The 15,299-nt window shown below is 68.3% G+C and carries 14 protein-coding genes; 9 read left to right on the top strand and 5 right to left on the bottom strand.

Annotation, left to right across the window (positions count from 1 at the left end; genetic code table 11):
- Positions 1–36 precede the first annotated feature (36 nt).
- From M1247_RS00695 to M1247_RS00685, 3 genes are all read left to right on the top strand, one after another.
- On the top strand, positions 37–1,812 hold the full coding sequence (locus tag M1247_RS00695) for an ABC transporter substrate-binding protein/permease (protein ID WP_317154332.1): 1,776 nt from the start codon (positions 37–39) through the stop codon (positions 1,810–1,812).
- Positions 1,812–2,549, top strand: coding sequence for an amino acid ABC transporter ATP-binding protein (locus M1247_RS00690; RefSeq protein WP_317154331.1), 738 nt, complete (start codon positions 1,812–1,814; stop codon positions 2,547–2,549). The genes M1247_RS00695 and M1247_RS00690 overlap by 1 nt, the downstream gene beginning before the upstream one ends.
- Before the next feature lie 66 nt (positions 2,550–2,615).
- A complete protein-coding gene (locus M1247_RS00685) occupies positions 2,616–3,098 on the top strand; it encodes a MarR family winged helix-turn-helix transcriptional regulator (protein ID WP_317154330.1) in 483 nt (160 codons plus the stop codon).
- On the opposite strand, the gene ggh is transcribed toward M1247_RS00685, so the two are convergent.
- Complete coding sequence (ggh, locus tag M1247_RS00680) at positions 3,095–4,435, bottom strand: glucosylglycerate hydrolase (protein WP_317154329.1); 1,341 nt, start codon at positions 4,433–4,435, stop codon at positions 3,095–3,097. The genes M1247_RS00685 and ggh overlap by 4 nt on opposite strands.
- A 54-nt stretch (positions 4,436–4,489) precedes the next feature.
- Between ggh and M1247_RS00675 the strand changes: the two genes are divergently transcribed.
- Positions 4,490–5,155: an SDR family oxidoreductase gene (locus tag M1247_RS00675; protein ID WP_317154328.1), complete on the top strand. Its 666-nt coding sequence runs from the start codon at positions 4,490–4,492 to the stop codon at positions 5,153–5,155.
- On the opposite strand, the gene leuS is transcribed toward M1247_RS00675, so the two are convergent.
- Positions 5,156–8,008 (bottom strand): leucine--tRNA ligase, encoded by a 2,853-nt coding sequence (gene leuS / locus M1247_RS00670; protein WP_317154327.1) that lies wholly within the window; start codon positions 8,006–8,008, stop codon positions 5,156–5,158.
- 241 nt (positions 8,009–8,249) lie between these two features.
- On the opposite strand from leuS, the gene M1247_RS00665 reads away from it, so the two are divergent.
- Positions 8,250–9,176, top strand: coding sequence for an LpqN/LpqT family lipoprotein (locus M1247_RS00665; protein ID WP_317154326.1), 927 nt, complete (start codon positions 8,250–8,252; stop codon positions 9,174–9,176).
- Between the two features lie 58 nt (positions 9,177–9,234).
- Entirely contained in the window at positions 9,235–9,582 is a 348-nt protein-coding gene (locus M1247_RS00660) for a hypothetical protein (protein ID WP_317154325.1), read from the top strand.
- 4 nt (positions 9,583–9,586) lie between these two features.
- Here M1247_RS00660 and M1247_RS00655 read toward each other — a convergent pair whose 3' ends face one another.
- Entirely contained in the window at positions 9,587–10,192 is a 606-nt protein-coding gene (locus M1247_RS00655; protein ID WP_317154324.1) for a YqgE/AlgH family protein, read from the bottom strand.
- 133 nt (positions 10,193–10,325) lie between these two features.
- Here M1247_RS00655 and M1247_RS00650 point away from each other — a divergent pair, with 133 nt between their 5' ends.
- Positions 10,326–11,612, top strand: coding sequence for an MFS transporter (locus M1247_RS00650; protein ID WP_317154323.1), 1,287 nt, complete (start codon positions 10,326–10,328; stop codon positions 11,610–11,612).
- A 10-nt stretch (positions 11,613–11,622) separates the two neighbouring features.
- Positions 11,623–12,420, top strand: a complete 798-nt coding sequence (locus tag M1247_RS00645) for a TIGR03084 family metal-binding protein (protein ID WP_317154322.1) — start codon at positions 11,623–11,625, stop codon at positions 12,418–12,420.
- On the opposite strand, the gene M1247_RS00640 is transcribed toward M1247_RS00645, so the two are convergent.
- Positions 12,417–12,914: a pullulanase gene (locus M1247_RS00640; protein WP_317154321.1), complete on the bottom strand. Its 498-nt coding sequence runs from the start codon at positions 12,912–12,914 to the stop codon at positions 12,417–12,419. The two genes, M1247_RS00645 and M1247_RS00640, sit on opposite strands and share 4 nt — an antisense overlap.
- Before the next feature lie 18 nt (positions 12,915–12,932).
- On the bottom strand, positions 12,933–14,384 hold the full coding sequence (locus M1247_RS00635) for a CCA tRNA nucleotidyltransferase (protein WP_317154320.1): 1,452 nt from the start codon (positions 14,382–14,384) through the stop codon (positions 12,933–12,935).
- Positions 14,385–14,468: 84 nt separating this feature from the next.
- Here M1247_RS00635 and M1247_RS00630 point away from each other — a divergent pair, with 84 nt between their 5' ends.
- Positions 14,469–15,290, top strand: a complete 822-nt coding sequence (locus M1247_RS00630) for an NUDIX hydrolase (RefSeq protein WP_317154319.1) — start codon at positions 14,469–14,471, stop codon at positions 15,288–15,290.
- The last annotated feature ends 9 nt before the right edge of the window (positions 15,291–15,299 follow it).

Genomic DNA, 15,299 nt, shown 5'->3' with positions numbered 1-15,299 from the left:
CTCACCTGAACGCATTGGGCCATTAAGTTGCAACAGATGAACATCAGACGGTTCGCGGCGCTGCTGGCATCGATTCTGATGGTCATGGGCATGGTGCTGGCGGGGCCTGCCAACGCCGACGCCGACCAGTGCGCCCCGCCGGGTGTCGACAGCGCCAGCGCGCTGCCGACCAACCTGGCCGCCGCGGCGACCGGCCCGGGGGCCGACAAGTACACCACCGCCACCGTCGAGCCGCTCGACGCCGTGCGGCCCGAGAACCTCAGCCTCGGCACTCCCGGTGTCCTCACGGTCGGGACCCTCTCCGACGCGCCGCCGAGCATCTGCATCAACTCGGCCGGGCAGTTCACCGGGTTCGACAACGAGGTACTGCGGGCCATCGCCGACAAGCTCGGCCTGAAGATCAATTTCGTCGGAACCGAGTTCTCCGGGCTGCTGGCGCAGACGGCGGCGCGGCGCTTCGACGTCGCGTCCTCGTCGATCACCACGACCGATGCGCGGCGGCGCACCGTCGGGTTCACCAACGGCTATGACTTCGGCTACTTCTCGCTGGTGGTACCGACGGGCTCCCCCATCACCAGTTTCGACCAACTCGCGGCCGGGCAGCGCATCGGCGTGGTGCAGGGCACCGTGCAGGAGGCTTACGTCATCGACACGCTGCACCTGCAGCCGGTGAAGTACCCCGACTACAACACCGTCTACGCAAGCCTGAAAACCCGCCAGATCGACGCCTGGGTGGCGCCGTCGCAGCAGGCCTCGGGCACCGTGCAACCGGGCGACCCGGCGCAGATCATCGAAAACACCTTCAGCTTGGACAATTTCGTCGCGTGGGCGGTGGCCAAGGAGAACCAGCCGCTGATCGACGCGCTCAACTCGGGGCTGGACGCGGTAATCGCCGACGGCACCTGGTCCAGGTTGTACTCCGATTGGGTGCCACGCGCCCTGCCACCCGGCTGGAAACCCGGCTCCAAGGCCGCTCCGGAACCGCAGCTGCCCGATTTCGACGCCATCGCCGCGGAGAATCAGCAGCCTCCTGCCGCCGGTGGTCCCGTGGCGCCCAAATCGACGCTCTCCCAGCTGGCCGCCTCGTTCGGCGACTGGGAGCTTTACAAGCAGGCCATCCCCGATCTGCTCAAGACCGGTCTGCCCAACACGCTGATCCTGACCGTGTGCGCCAGCATCATCGGCCTGGTCCTCGGGATGGTCCTGGCGGTGGCCGGGATCTCCCGGTCCCGATGGCTGCGCTGGCCTGCGCGGGTCTACACAGACATCTTCCGTGGGCTGCCCGAAGTGGTGATCATCCTGCTGATCGGGCTCGGCGTCGGGCCGATCGTCGGATCGCTGACCGGTAACAGTCCCTATCCGCTGGGCATCGCGGCGCTCGGCCTGATGGCCGCGGCCTATGTCGGGGAGATCTTCCGGTCCGGCATCCAGAGCGTGGAAACCGGACAGCTGGAGGCCTCCCGTGCGCTGGGCTTCAGCTACTCGGCGTCGATGCGACTGGTGGTGGTACCGCAAGGGATTCGCCGGGTGCTCCCCGCGCTGATGAACCAGTTCATCTCCCTGCTGAAAGCCTCGTCGCTGGTGTACTTCCTCGGTTTGGTGGCCAATCAGCGTGAGCTGTTCCAGGTGGGCCGCGACCTCAACGCCCAGACCGGCAACCTGTCGCCGCTGGTGGCAGCCGGGCTGTTCTACCTGCTGCTGACCATTCCGCTGACCCACCTGGTCAACTTCATCGACAACCGGCTGCGCCGGGGCAGACCCCCTGCCGAGGAGGACCCGCTGCTGACGGCGACCAACCAGGAGATGATCTGATGTCGGCGCCCGAAGCAGTATCCCTGGCCGCCACCGATATTCACCTGGCGTTCGGGCCGAACGAGGTGCTGCGTGGAATCGATCTGGATGTCCCGGCCGGCACTACCACCGCCGTCATCGGCCCGTCCGGATCCGGCAAATCGACACTGCTGCGGACGCTGAACCGGCTCTACGAGCCCGACCGTGGCGACATCCTGCTCGATGGCCGATCGGTGCTGGGCGACAATCCTGATCGGCTGCGACAGCGCATCGGCATGGTGTTCCAGCAGTTCAACCTGTTCCCACACAAGACCGTGCTGGACAACGTGGCGCTGGGGCCACGCAAACTCAAGCGGCTCGGCGCCGACGAGGCCCGTACGGTCGCGCTGGCCCAGCTGGACCGGGTTGGCCTGCGGCACAAGGCCGATGTCCGTCCGGCCACGCTGTCCGGCGGCCAGCAGCAGCGGGTCGCCATCGCCCGTGCACTGGCGATGACACCGCAGGTGATGTTCTTCGACGAGGCCACTTCTGCCCTGGACCCTGAGCTGGTCAAAGGCATCCTGGCATTGATCGCCGACCTGGCCGCCGACGGCATGACCATCGTCGCGGTCACCCACGAGATGGGCTTCGCCCGTTCGACCGCCGACACGGTGGTGTTCCTCGACCACGGGAGGGTCGTCGAATCGGGTACCCCGGCAGAGATATTCGAATCGGCCGAAACAGATCGGCTGCGCCGCTTCCTGTCCCAGGTGCTCTGAGCTGGTGCCCAACAAACCGCACAAGCTGACGTCGCGGTCGCACCAGACAGGTTAGACTAGCGAATTATGGTGGAGACCGAACCCCAGGTCACAGAGCTGGCTGGGGAATTACAGCGGGTGCTCGCCAAGGTGTTCTCGGTGTTGCGCCGCGGTGACGCGCACAAAGCCGCTCCTGGCGCCGGGGAACTGACCCTGGCTCAGCTGTCGATCCTGCTGACCCTGCTCGAAGGCGGCCCGATCAGGATGACCGAGCTGGCGGCCCGTGAACGGGTCCGCACCCCCACCACCACCGTCGCGATCCGCAGGCTGGAGAAACTCGGCCTGGTCAAACGGTCCCGCGACCCGTCGGACCTGCGTGCGGTACTCGTCGACGTCACCCCCCGCGGCCTCGTCCAGCACCGCGAATCACTGGCTTCCCGCCGTGCCGATCTGGCCACCAGGCTGTCCCGACTCAGCGCAGAGGATCTGGAAACTCTCGCCAAGGCCCTGGTCCCGCTGGAGCGGCTGGCCGGCTCGGAGGAATCCCCCGGCCCCGAGGAAACCCACTAACCGAGCCAGTCGAGCACCGCCGCGGCGGTCCACGATTGCTGCATGCTGCCCAACGGCTCCCCGGTGAACGGTTCGTAGTATTCGGCGAACGCGCCGTCACTGGCCTGACGCAGGCCCTCGCGGCGCAGTCCAGAGGACCGCTCAGCCCAACCGCGGCGCGCGAAGCACCAGGAGAACAACCAGGTCATCACCGGCCACACCGGCCCCCGCCAGTACTCGCGTGCCCGGAAGTCCCGCGACACCGGTGACGTCGACGGGATCAGCGCGTACCGCAGGTCGGGATGGCCGCAGAACCGTGGCCCCTCCAGCAGCCGCAACAGCGCGCGCTCGCGGTCGTGCGGCAAACCCCCGCAGAGCAGCGGCGCGAACTGGGCCACCGTCTCCGTCGACACCCAGCGCTTCGCACGTACGTCGAAATCCCTTGCCGCTCCGGTCCGCTCGTCACTGGTCGCGACGACGCCGGCGCGGAACCGGTCCGCCCACAGGTACAGCTCGCGAATGTCGGCGCTCGGGCGCTTGTAGTCCTCGCCGATCTCGGCCAGCACCTGGCAGGCCACCGAGAACACCGCAGAGACGAACACGTCCTCGACCGCGAAGCTCATCACCTTCGGCAGCAGATCATCGTCGTAGCGAACCGATTTCATCTCCTCCAGCAACCACAGGTACTGGTCGTACTCAAGATCGGACGGACGCTGGCTGGCGTCGGCGACGATGACGTTGTCCTCACGCTGATACTCCGGGACGTTGCCGGCAATCACGTTGGCGTACGCACTGTCCCAACGTGGTGAGTTGTCCATCCCGGATTCCCAGCCGTGATACAGCGTGATGCGGCCACGGCTGTCCTGGTCCCGTGTCTCGGCCAGCCAGCGGTGCCAGCGCACCAGATCCGCCCAGCGCCGGTCCAGGAAGGTCTCGGCCACCGCACGGGTGGACCGGCCCCGGTGCCGCGCATGGTCGAGGATGCGCTGCACCGCGATCGCATGAACCGGCGGCTGCGTGATGCCAGAGGTATGCCGGATCCGCGGCGCGTTGGCCGCCAGCGCGGAGGTGGCCCAGCGGGCCGGGCCGGGGAAGTAGCCGTCGACGCCGTTGGCGAACACGATGTGCGGGATCATCCCGTTGCGCCACTGCGCGGAGAGCAGGGTGTCCAACTCGACAACGGCGCGCTCCACGCTCAGCGGAGACAGGCCGATCGCGACGAACGCCGCATCCCAGCTCCACATGTGCGGGTAGAGCAGCGGCGCCGCCGTGGTCATCGTGCCCAGGTCGTTACCGCGCAGCAGATATGCGGCGCGCGCGGCGAGCTGAGTCGGAGCGAAGCTGGGATCCGGGGGCATCCGTACCATCATGCGACGCCGAGGCCCGGCGCGCAGATCGGTAGGCTTTTCGCTGTGCCGACCGCATTGATCACCGGAGCGGGCGGCGGCATCGGTTCAGCCATTGCCACCGCACTCGCCCCCACCCACACCCTGCTGCTGGCCGGGCGGCCTTCGGCCCATCTCGACGCGGTCGCCGAGCGTCTCGGCGCACCTACCTGGCCACTGGACCTGACCGATGCCGCCTCGATCGAGGCCGGCGCCGAGGTGCTGGCCGAACTCGATGTGCTGGTCCACAACGCCGGGGTGATCTACCCGGGGCGGGTCGGCGAGTCCAGCGCCGACGAATGGCGCGCCAGCTTCGAGGTCAATGTCACGGGCGCCGTCGCGCTGACCCTGGCGTTGCTGCCCGCTCTGAGGGCCGCCCGCGGACACGTCGTGTTCATCAATTCGGGTGCGGGGCGGACCGTTTCAGCGGGGATGGCGTCATATTCGGCGAGCAAGTTCGCGCTTCGGGCGTTCGCCGACTCCCTGCGCGCCGACGAACCTGCCCTGCGGGTCACCTCGATCTTCCCCGGTCGGACCGACTCGGAGATGCAACGCGAACTGGTCGGCTACGAGGGCGGTGACTATGACCCCGCGCGGTTCCTGCGCCCGGAAACGGTCGCTCAGCTCGTCGCGCAGGCCGTCGAAACCCCGCGCGACGGCCATGTCCACGAAATAGTCATCCGCCCGGCCTGATCAGAGAACCAGGTTCACCAGGCGGCCGGGCACCACGATGACCTTCTTCGGTGTGGCCCCCGCCAGGAACGCCTGCACCTTCTCGTCGGCCAGTGCCGCAGCTTCCAGCGTGGCCTTGTCGACGTCGGCGGCGACGGTGATCTTGCTGCGAACCTTCCCGTTGACCTGGACCGGGAACTCCACGGTGTCATCGACGAGGTACTGCTCGTCGGCCACCGGGAACGGCCCGTGTGCCAGCGAGGTGTCGTTGCCCAGCCGTCGCCACAGTTCCTCGGCCAGATGCGGCGCCAGCGGCGCCACCATCAGCACCAGGGGCTCGATCGCCGCACGCGCGGACACCCCCTCCTTGGTCAGGTGATTCGTGTACTCGATCAGCTTGGCGGCCGCGGTGTTGTTGCGAAGTGCCGCATAGTCTTCGGTCACTCCGGCGATGGTCTTGTGCAGCGCGCGCAGGGTGTCCTCGGAGAGCGCCTCGTGTGCAGCCACCCGCACGGAACCGGTGGTCTCGTCGACCACCACCCGCCAGACCCGCTGCAGGAACCGATAGGCGCCGACCACGTCCTTGGTCGCCCACGGCCGGGATGCCTCGAGCGGTCCCATCGACATCTCGTACACCCGCAGCGTATCGGCGCCGTACTCGTCGCAGATCTGGTCGGGCGACACCGAGTTCTTGAGGCTCTTGCCCATCTTGCCGAATTCCTGGGTGACCTCGACCTCGCCGTCGGGTCCCGGGTAGAAGTGCTTGCCTTCCCGCTCAACGACTTCAGCAGCAGGCACGTAGGAGCCGCGGGCGTCGGTGTAGGCCACCGCCTGGATGTAACCCTGGTTGACCAGGCGCCGGTAGGGCTCGCGCGACGACACATGGCCCAGGTCGTAGAGCACCTTGTGCCAGAACCGTGCGTACAGCAGATGCAGCACCGCGTGTTCGACGCCGCCGACGTACAGGTCCACCCCGCCGGGGTCGCTCGCGCCGTGCTCGGCGGGCCGCGGGCCCATCCAGTAGGCCTCGTTCTCCTTGTCGCAGAACTGCTCCGAGTTCTGCGGGTCGGTGTAGCGGAGCTCGTACCATGAGCTGCCCGCCCACTGCGGCATCACATTGGTGTCGCGGGTATAGGTCTGCAGTCCGTCGCCGAGATCCAACTCGACATGCACCCATTCAGTGGCCTTGTTCAACGGGGGCGACGGCTCACTGTCGGCGTCGTCCGGGTCGAACAGCACCGGCGAGTAGTCCGGCACGTCGGGAAGTTCAACGGGCAGCTCGGATTCCGGGAGCGGGTGGGCGCGGCCGTCGGCGTCGTAGACGATCGGGAACGGCTCACCCCAGTACCGCTGCCGGGCGAACAACCAGTCCCGCAGCTTGTACTCAACCCGCGCCTGCCCGTGGCCGCCTGCGACCAACCGCTCGGTGATGGCGACCTTGGCGTCGGCGACGCTCATCCCGTTCAGGTAGTCGGAGTTCACCAGCTCACCGTCACCGCTGTAGGCGCCCTCGGTGATGTCCCCACCCGAGACCACCTCGATGATCGGCAACCCGAACTCCGTGGCGAAATCCCAGTCCCGCTGATCCCCACCGGGCACCGCCATGATCGCGCCGGTACCGTAGCCGGCCAGCACGTAATCGGCGATGAAGACCGGGATGCGTTGGCCGTTGGCCGGATTGGTGCCGTAGGCGCCGAGGAACACCCCGGTCTTGACCTTGCTCTCCTGCCGTTCCAGATCGGACTTGGCGGCGATCCCGGCCCGGTAGGCCGCGACGGCTTCGGCCGGGGAGTCCGCGGAATTCGTCCAACGGGCATCCGTGCCCCCGGGCCACCGGTCGGCGACCAGCTTGTCCACCAGATCGTGCTCGGGTGCCAGCACCAGGTAAGTGGCGCCGAACAGGGTGTCCGGCCGGGTGGTGAACACCTCGATGTCACCGGCCTCGGTCGCGAAGTGCACCTGCGCACCGGTGGACCGGCCGATCCAGTTGCGCTGCATGGTCTTGACCTTGTCCGGCCAGTCCAGGACGTCGAGGTCCTCCAGCAGCCGATCGGAGTAGGCGGTGATCCGCATCATCCACTGCCGCAGCCGCTTACGGAACACCGGGAAATTGCCCCGGTCACTGCGCCCGTCGGAGGTCACTTCCTCGTTGGCCAGCACGGTGCCCAACCCCGGGCACCAGTTCACCACCGAGTCGGCGTGGTAGACGAGCCGATGCGAGTCGATGACATCGGCACGCTCGCCCTCGCTCATCGACGCCCAGTCCTTGCCGTCGCCACAGGAGCGTGCGCCGGAGGAGAATTCGGCCACCAGTTCATCGATCCGCCGGGCCCGGTTCAGTTGCGGGTCGAACCAGGCGTTGTAGATCTGCAGGAAGATCCACTGTGTCCACTTGTAGAAGTCGACGTCGGTGGTCGAGACGCTGCGTCGCGGGTCGTGGCCCAGCCCCAGCCGGCCGAGCTGCCTGCGGAAGTTGACGATGTTGGCCTCGGTGCGGGTGCGCGGGTGGGTGCCCGTCTGCATCGCGTACTGCTCGGCGGGCAGGCCGAATGCATCGAATCCCAAGGCATGCAACACATTACGCCCGGTCATCCGGTAGTACCTGGCGTAGACGTCGGTCGCGATGTATCCGAGCGGATGGCCGACGTGCAGGCCTTCGCCGGACGGATACGGGAACATGTCCTGGACGAACATCTTGTCCGCCGGCACCGTGGACCCGTCCGACGGCGCCAGTGACCCGACCGGGTTGGCGACGTTGAAGGTGCCCGCCTGCGCCCAGGTCTGCTGCCACGAGCGCTCGATCTGCCCCGCGAGTTCCGCCGTGTAGCGGTGGCGCGGGGTGTCCTCTGGCTGCGTGGTCGCGGGGTCAGTCACGCCAATCAGGGTATAAGGAGAGCCCAGTCGGACCGAATCGGACCGAAATGCCAGCTCATCACCCCTGCGCGAACCCTCTCAGGCCACGGGTTGGTCTCGGTTGCGTTGCGACCGTGTCAGCGGTTGGTTCCAGGTCGATTCCAGGTGTGTCCCAGCCCTGGTGGCGGACCACCACTGGTGGATACATTCGGCGCCTGACGAGGGGCAGGCGCTGCCCGCGAAGTTGTGGAAGGACCGAGCAATGACCGAGAAAGCCCGTCTCCGGCGGGTTCTGGCAGCAGGAGTGGCCGCCGGCATGGCCGGCGTACTCGGCTTCGCGGGAAACACCGCATCCGCCGAACCCATGTTTCCGCTCCCGCCGTCGCCCGGACCGGCGGCCGTGAACCAGACCGTGACAGCCGGTCCGGCCGCCGCGCCGGCCGCAGCAGCAGCCGCAGTGCCCAGTGCGCCCGGCGCCGCGGCGGCTACCGCCACGGTGCCCGGCGCCCCTGTCGCACCGGTGGCGCCCGTCGCTCCCGTCGCGGCACCCCAGACGATCGCGCCGGCCTCCTCCGGAACCCTGGCCGAGTTCTTCAAGAGCAAGGGCGTCAAACTCGAACCTCAGGTCAGCCATGGTTTCAAGGCGCTGAGCATCGTGCTGCCCATGCCGAAAGGCTGGACCACGGTGCCTGATCCGAACGTGCCCGACGCGTTCGCAGTGATCGCCGACCGCACCAGCACCGACCTGTACACACCGAACGCCCAGGTGGTGGTCTACAAGCTGGTCGGCGATTTCGACCCGAAGGAAGCGATCAGCCACGGCTACGTCGACAGTCAGCAGCAGATGGGCTGGCGGACCACCGACATGTCGCTCGCCGACTTCAACGGGTTCCCGTCGGCATTCATCGAAGGTAGCTACCAATCGGGCAACCAGATGCTCAACACCTCCCGCAGGCATGTCATCGCGACATCGGGTTCCGACCGGTTCCTGGTCTCGTTGTCGGTCAACTCGTCGGCCGGTAACCAGGGGGTATCCGCGGCGGCCGACGCGGCCGACGCGATCGTGGCCGGCTTCAAGGTCAGTGGGCCCACCCCCGCCGCCCCACCGCCGGCGGCGGCCGCGGCCCCGGCAGCCCCCGCTCTGCCCGCGGCGCAGGGTTTGCCGCAGCTCCTGGGGGTGCACGGATAGCGGCGCCAGGTCCGGCCCCGCCCGATCGGAGCCGGCACGGCCTCGTATTGTGTGGCGCATGCTGATCGCCGCGCTGCTGTGCCTGAGCGCCGCCGTCGTCATCGGAGTACTCGGCCTGTGGTTGTTGAGCAGGCCGCGTACCGGCGACCCCGTGCGCACCGTGTTACGGGCGGTGGCCCCGACCCAACTTGCCGCCGCGGTGATGCTGGCCGCGGGCGGCGTAGCCGCCCTGGCCGCAGCGCCGCAGACCGGCCTGATGGTCGTCCTGGTGTGCATCATCGGCGCGGTCGCCACCGTGGCCGCCGGCTGCTGGCAGAGTGCCAAGGCCGTGGCCCGCAGTGAGGCCGCCGCCCCGGCGGCCGACTGCGCAGGGTCATGCGCCGGCTGCAGCCTGTCGTGCAAGTAGCGCGCTAGTTGCGACTGACGTCGATCGGGTGGGTCGCCAGCATCGACGTCGGCAACGGCTGACGCCTCAACACCCGGCCCCACAGGTCGATCCGGGGTTCGATCAGCACGTCAGAGGGCAACGCGGACAACACGATCCAGTCGTCACGTTCGATCTCACCGTCGAGCTGGCCGATGGTCCAGCCGGAATATCCGGCGAAGATCCGCACACCTTCGAGCACCGGGGCGAGGTTGTCCGGATCGGCGTCGAGATCCACCATCACCACCCGGCCCTGAACATGGCGCAGGCCGGGGATGCCGTCGGCGGCCATGCCGGCCCGCAGCGTCGCCAGGCACAGCGCGGAATCCCGCTTCACCGGACCACCGATGAACATCGTCTTGGGTTTCGCGGTGAGCTTCGCCCACTGTGGCAACACGTTGTAGACCGCGGTCTCGCTGGCCCGGTTCAACACCACCCCGAGCGTGCCGCCCGCGTTGTGCTCGACGATGTAGATGACACTGCGGCGGAACGTCGGCTCCAGCAGATCGGTGTTGGCCAGCAGCAGCGTCCCTGGTCGCACCCGTTGCGCCGCAGGCGCGATGAAATCCTCCGGATCCTCAGACTGCGCCACCCGTCCATCATGGCACCAGCGTCTCGTCTGCGTGGCCAAGAAGCGCAGGCGTGGCCGGAAATATGGCGACGTTTGTACTGTGGAGCGGGTTGCCGATTGCTGTCTGCACAATCCCGAACAGGACGTGATCTCCGTGGTTGACGCTCGCGCGCCCATCGCCCTCTGGCGGTCGGTGCGCGGCATGACGGAGTTCCGGCGGCTGCTGGAGTTACGTGTGGTCAGCCAGTTCGGTGATGGCCTGTTCCAAGCCGGGCTGGCCGGTGCCATCCTGTTCAACCCGGACCGCGCCGCCGACCCGTGGGCCATCGCCGGAGCGTTTGCCGTGCTGTTCCTGCCGTACTCGGCGCTCGGACCGTTCGCAGGCGCGCTGCTGGACCGCTGGGACCGGCGACTGGTCCTGATCGGCGCCAATGTCGGCCGGATGCTGTTGGTGCTGGTGGTCGGAGTGCTGCTGGCCTACGGCGCCGGTGATCTGCCCATCCTGTGCGGCGCGTTGATCGTCAACGGGTTCACCCGGTTCGTGTCCTCGGGTCTGTCGGCCGCCCTGCCCGACGTGGTGCCCCGCGAGCAGGTGGTGACGATGAACTCGGTGGCCACCGCGCTCGGCGCGCTCGCCACGTTCGTGGGCGCCAACTTCATGCTGTTACCGCGCTGGTTGTTCGGCGCCGACGACACCGGCGCCGCCGTGATCATCTTCATCGCCGTGGTCCCGGTCGCGCTGGCGTGGTGGTTGGCGGTGCGTTTCGGACCCCACGTGCTCGGACCCCACGAAAGCAAACGCGCCATTCACGGCTCGGTGGCCTACGCCGTCGCGACCGGTTGGCTGCACGGTGCGCGCACGGTGGTGGCCGTACGGACGGTCGCGGGCACGCTCGCCGGGTTGGCCGCCCACCGGATGGCGTTCGGCATCAACACCTTGCTGGTGTTGGTGCTCGTGCGCCACGCCGACACCCCGACCCACGTGGCGGGCCTGGGACTGGGCACCGCGGTGGTGTTCGTGGCCGCGACCGGCGCCGGATCGTTTCTGGCCACGCTGGCCGCACCGGCGGTGATCGCCCACCGCGGCCGGTACGCCGCCGCCAATTGGGCGCTCGGCTTCGCCGCGGTGGCTCAGCTCATCGCCGTCGGAATGCAACTGCCGCTGATGCTGGTGTGCGGATTCCTGCTGGGCGCGTGCGGACAGCTGGTGAAACTGTGCGCGGATTCCGCGATGCAGATCGACGTCGACGACGCGCTGCGCGGCCACGTGTTCACGGTGCAGGACGCCCTGTTCTGGATGTCGTTCATCAGCGCGATCGCGGCGGCGGCGCTCGTGATTCCGCCGGGCGGGCATTCACCGGGTCTCGTGGTCGCCGGTTCGGTGGTCTATCTGCTCGGATTGGGTGCCCATGCCGCGGTGGCCTCACCGCGGCGGGTTTAGTCTGACCCGCATGTCGACAGCCGAGCAGATCGTGGCCGACCTGCGTGCCGAAAGCGATGAGCTCGACGCACTCGTGGCCGGCCTCCCGTCATCGGGTTGGGCCGATCCCACCCCCGCGCCGGGCTGGACCATCGCCCATCAGATCGCTCACCTGCTGTGGACCGACCGGGTCTCGCTCCTGTCCCTCACCGACGAGCCCGGCTTCAACGACGTACTGGCCCAAGCCATGACCGATCCCACGGGCTTTGTCGATGCGGGTGCCGAGGAACTCGCGCTCACCCCGCCCGCGCAACTCCTCTCCGACTGGCGTCACACCCGCGGCCGCCTGCACGACGAGCTCCTGACCGTCGCCGACGGCCGCAAACTGCCGTGGTTCGGGCCGCCGATGAGTGCGGCGTCGATGGCGACGGCCCGGATGATGGAGACCTGGGCGCACGGCCTGGATGTCGCCGACGCACTCGGCCTACGCAGGCCCGCGACCGCGCGGCTGCGTTCGATCGCCCACATCGGTGTTCGGACCCGGGATTTCGCCTTCACCGTCCACGGGTTGGCCGTCCCCGCCGAACCGTTCCGGGTGGAGCTGGTCGCGCCTGCGACCCGGGGATCAGCGGATGCCGGTCAGCTGTGGACGTGGGGCCCCGAGGACGCGGCGCAGCGGGTGACGGGGCCGGCCGAAGACTTCTGCATGCTGGTGACCCAGCGCCGGGCGCGCTCGGAGCTGGACGTGACCGCCGTGGGCGCCGACGCCGCGAAGTGGCTGACCATCGCGCAGGCCTTCGCCGGCCCGCCCGGAGCCGGCCGGGGCTAGGAGACGGAGTCGGCGCGGCCGTCGCCGTCCGTGTCGGCCAGCTTCACATCCCACCGCCCGTCGCCGTCGGTGTCGGCGTAGGCCGTCTCCCCCGCCAACACCCGGTCGGCGAGCCCGTCCGAGTCGGCGTCGAGCAACCGGTCGTCGAGGGCCCCGTCGCCGTCGAAATCCACCAGCGGCCCACCGGGCTGCCCGACCTCGACACCGTCCAACCCGAACCACCGCACCTGTCCGGACCGGTCCACGCGCACCGCCCAGGTGCCGGAACCGTCATCGGTGAAGTAACTTTCGGCGCTGCCGTCGTCGTCGAGATCGCGCACGGATTGTTCGGCCAGGCCGTCCCCGTCGAGGTCAGCCATCACATCGTCGAACCGGCCGTCCCCGTCGAAGTCGAGCCCGACACCATCGGGTTGGCCGTCGCCGTCCAGATCGACCGTCGGCGGTGCACTCCACATGGTTGCCGAGCCGTCGGGTTCACCAAGGCAGTAGTCCATAACTGTTCAGACGCACGGTCAGCCCCTGGCGTTCCACCATTTCAGTAATTCGGCGATGGCGTCCTCACGCGACAACGGCCCGTGCTCGAGGCGCAGCTCCTTCAGATACCGCCAGGCCTCGCCGATCTGGGGGCCCGCACCGATACCGAGGATCTCCATGATCTCGTTGCCGTCCAGGTCCGGACGGACCTTTTGCAGGTCCTCCTTGGCCGCCAGTTCGGCGATCCGGTGTTCCAGGTCGTCGTAGTTGGCCTGCAGGCGCGCGGCCCGGCGCTTGTTGCGGGTGGTGCAGTCGGCGCGGACCAGTTTGTGCAGCCGCTCCAGCAGTGGCCCGGCGTCGGTCACATACCGGCGCACCGCCGAATCGGTCCACCTGCCGGTGCCCTTGTCGTCGGCGTAGCCGTGGAAGCGCAGGTGCAGGTACACCAGCTGGGACACATCGTCGACCATCTGTTTGGAGTACTTGAGCGCCCGCATGCGCTTACGGGTCATCTTCGCGCCGACCACCTCATGGTGGTGGAAACTCACCCCGCCGTCGGACTCGTGCCTGCGGGTGTCGGGTTTACCGATGTCATGCAGCAGCGCCGCCCAGCGCAACACCAGATCGGGGCCTGAGTCCTCGAGCTCGATCGCCTGCCGCAGCACGGTCAGCGAATGCCAGTAGACGTCCTTGTGCTGATGGTGCTCGTCGATGGCCATCCGCATCTCGCCGACCTCCGGCAACACCACGGCACCCAGACCCGTCTGCACCATCAGGTCCACGCCCGCCACCGGGTCGGCGCCCAGGATCAGCTTGTCCAGTTCGGCGGCGACCCGTTCGACGGTGATGCGGCCCAGCTGCGGGGCCATCTCCAGCAGGGCCTCCAGCACCCGCGGCGCGACGCCGAAGCCCAACTGTGAGACGAACCGGGCGGCCCGCAACATGCGCAGCGGATCGTCGCCGAAGGACACCTGCGGGGTCGACGGCGTGTCGAGCACCTTGTCCCGCAGCGCGGCCAGACCTCGCAGCGGGTCATGGAATTCGGCGGGGCCGTCGGCCGTGATGCGCACCGCCATCGCGTTGACGGTGAAATCCCGGCGCACCAGATCCTCGTCGACACTGTCACCGAAACGCACCTGCGGGTTCCGTGACACCTGGTCGTAGCTGTCGGCGCGATAGGTGGTGATCTCCAACCGGTCGGCACCCTTGCCGACGCCGATCGTGCCGAAGTCGATACCGGTATCCCACAGCGAATCGGCCCAGGGGCGCAGGAACTTCTGCATCTGCTCGGGGCGGGCATCGGTGGTGAAATCCAGGTCGGCGATCTCCCGGCCGAGCAGCGCGTCACGCACGCTGCCACCGACCAGGTACAGCTCGTGACCCGCCGCAGCGAACACTGCGCCGAGCCCGCGCAGCACGCCGGCGTGGCGGTTCAGCGCGACCAGCGCGCCGGCCAGCAGGTGAGCTTCATCAGCAGCAGCATCAGGCACGTTCGATGAGCCTAATGTGCGCGGTCCGCGCGCTACCGGCGAGTGTGGCGGGAGCGATACCTCGTGGCAGCTACTATCGCTTGGGTGTCGGACGGCGAACAGGCCAAACCACGCCGGCGCCGGGGCCGGCGCCGGGGCCAACGCCGTGCGCAGCGGGCGGCGGGCCCACCGGCCAACGGTGCCGAACCTCACACCGGACAAGCCGGCGAACACCAACCAGGCCCGGCCAAGCAAGCCGACAAGACCGTCCACAACCCGACCCCCAAAGACCAGTCCAAGCAGCACAAACCGCGGCCACGCCGGGCACAGGAGCGGCTGCGCACCGTGCACGAAACCTCCGCGGGAGGCCTGGTCATCGATGGGATCGACGGACCGAAGGACACGCAGGTGGCCGCATTGATCGGCCGGATCGACCGGCGCGGCCGCATGCTGTGGTCGCTGCCCAAAGGCCACATCGAACTCGGCGAGACCGCCGAGCAGACAGCCATCCGTGAGGTCGCCGAGGAGACCGGTATCCAGGGCAGTGTGCTGGCCGCGCTGGGCAGCATCGACTACTGGTTCGTCACCGAGGGCCGCCGGGTCCACAAGACGGTGCACCACTACCTGATGCGGTTTCTGGGCGGTGAACTCTCCGACGACGATGTCGAGGTCACCGAGGTGGCCTGGGTGCCGCTGCGTGAACTGCCGTCACGGCTGGCCTACGCCGACGAGCGGCGGCTGGCCGAGGTGGCAGGCGAATTGATCGACAAGCTGCACACCGAGGGGCCGGCTTCCCTACCGCCGCTGCCCAGAAGCGCACCGCGGCGGCGCGCGCAGACGCATTCCCACACCCGCAACCACCGCCGCGACGACACCGCTTCGCCCCAGCCTCCCCGGCGCACGAACGGATGCGGACAAGGCCCGTGACCGCCGCGG

It is taken from the genome of Mycobacterium appelbergii (assembly GCF_032883035.1).
Lineage (GTDB): Bacteria > Actinomycetota > Actinomycetes > Mycobacteriales > Mycobacteriaceae > Mycobacterium > Mycobacterium appelbergii.
This window is presented reverse-complemented; position numbering and strand designations above follow the sequence as displayed.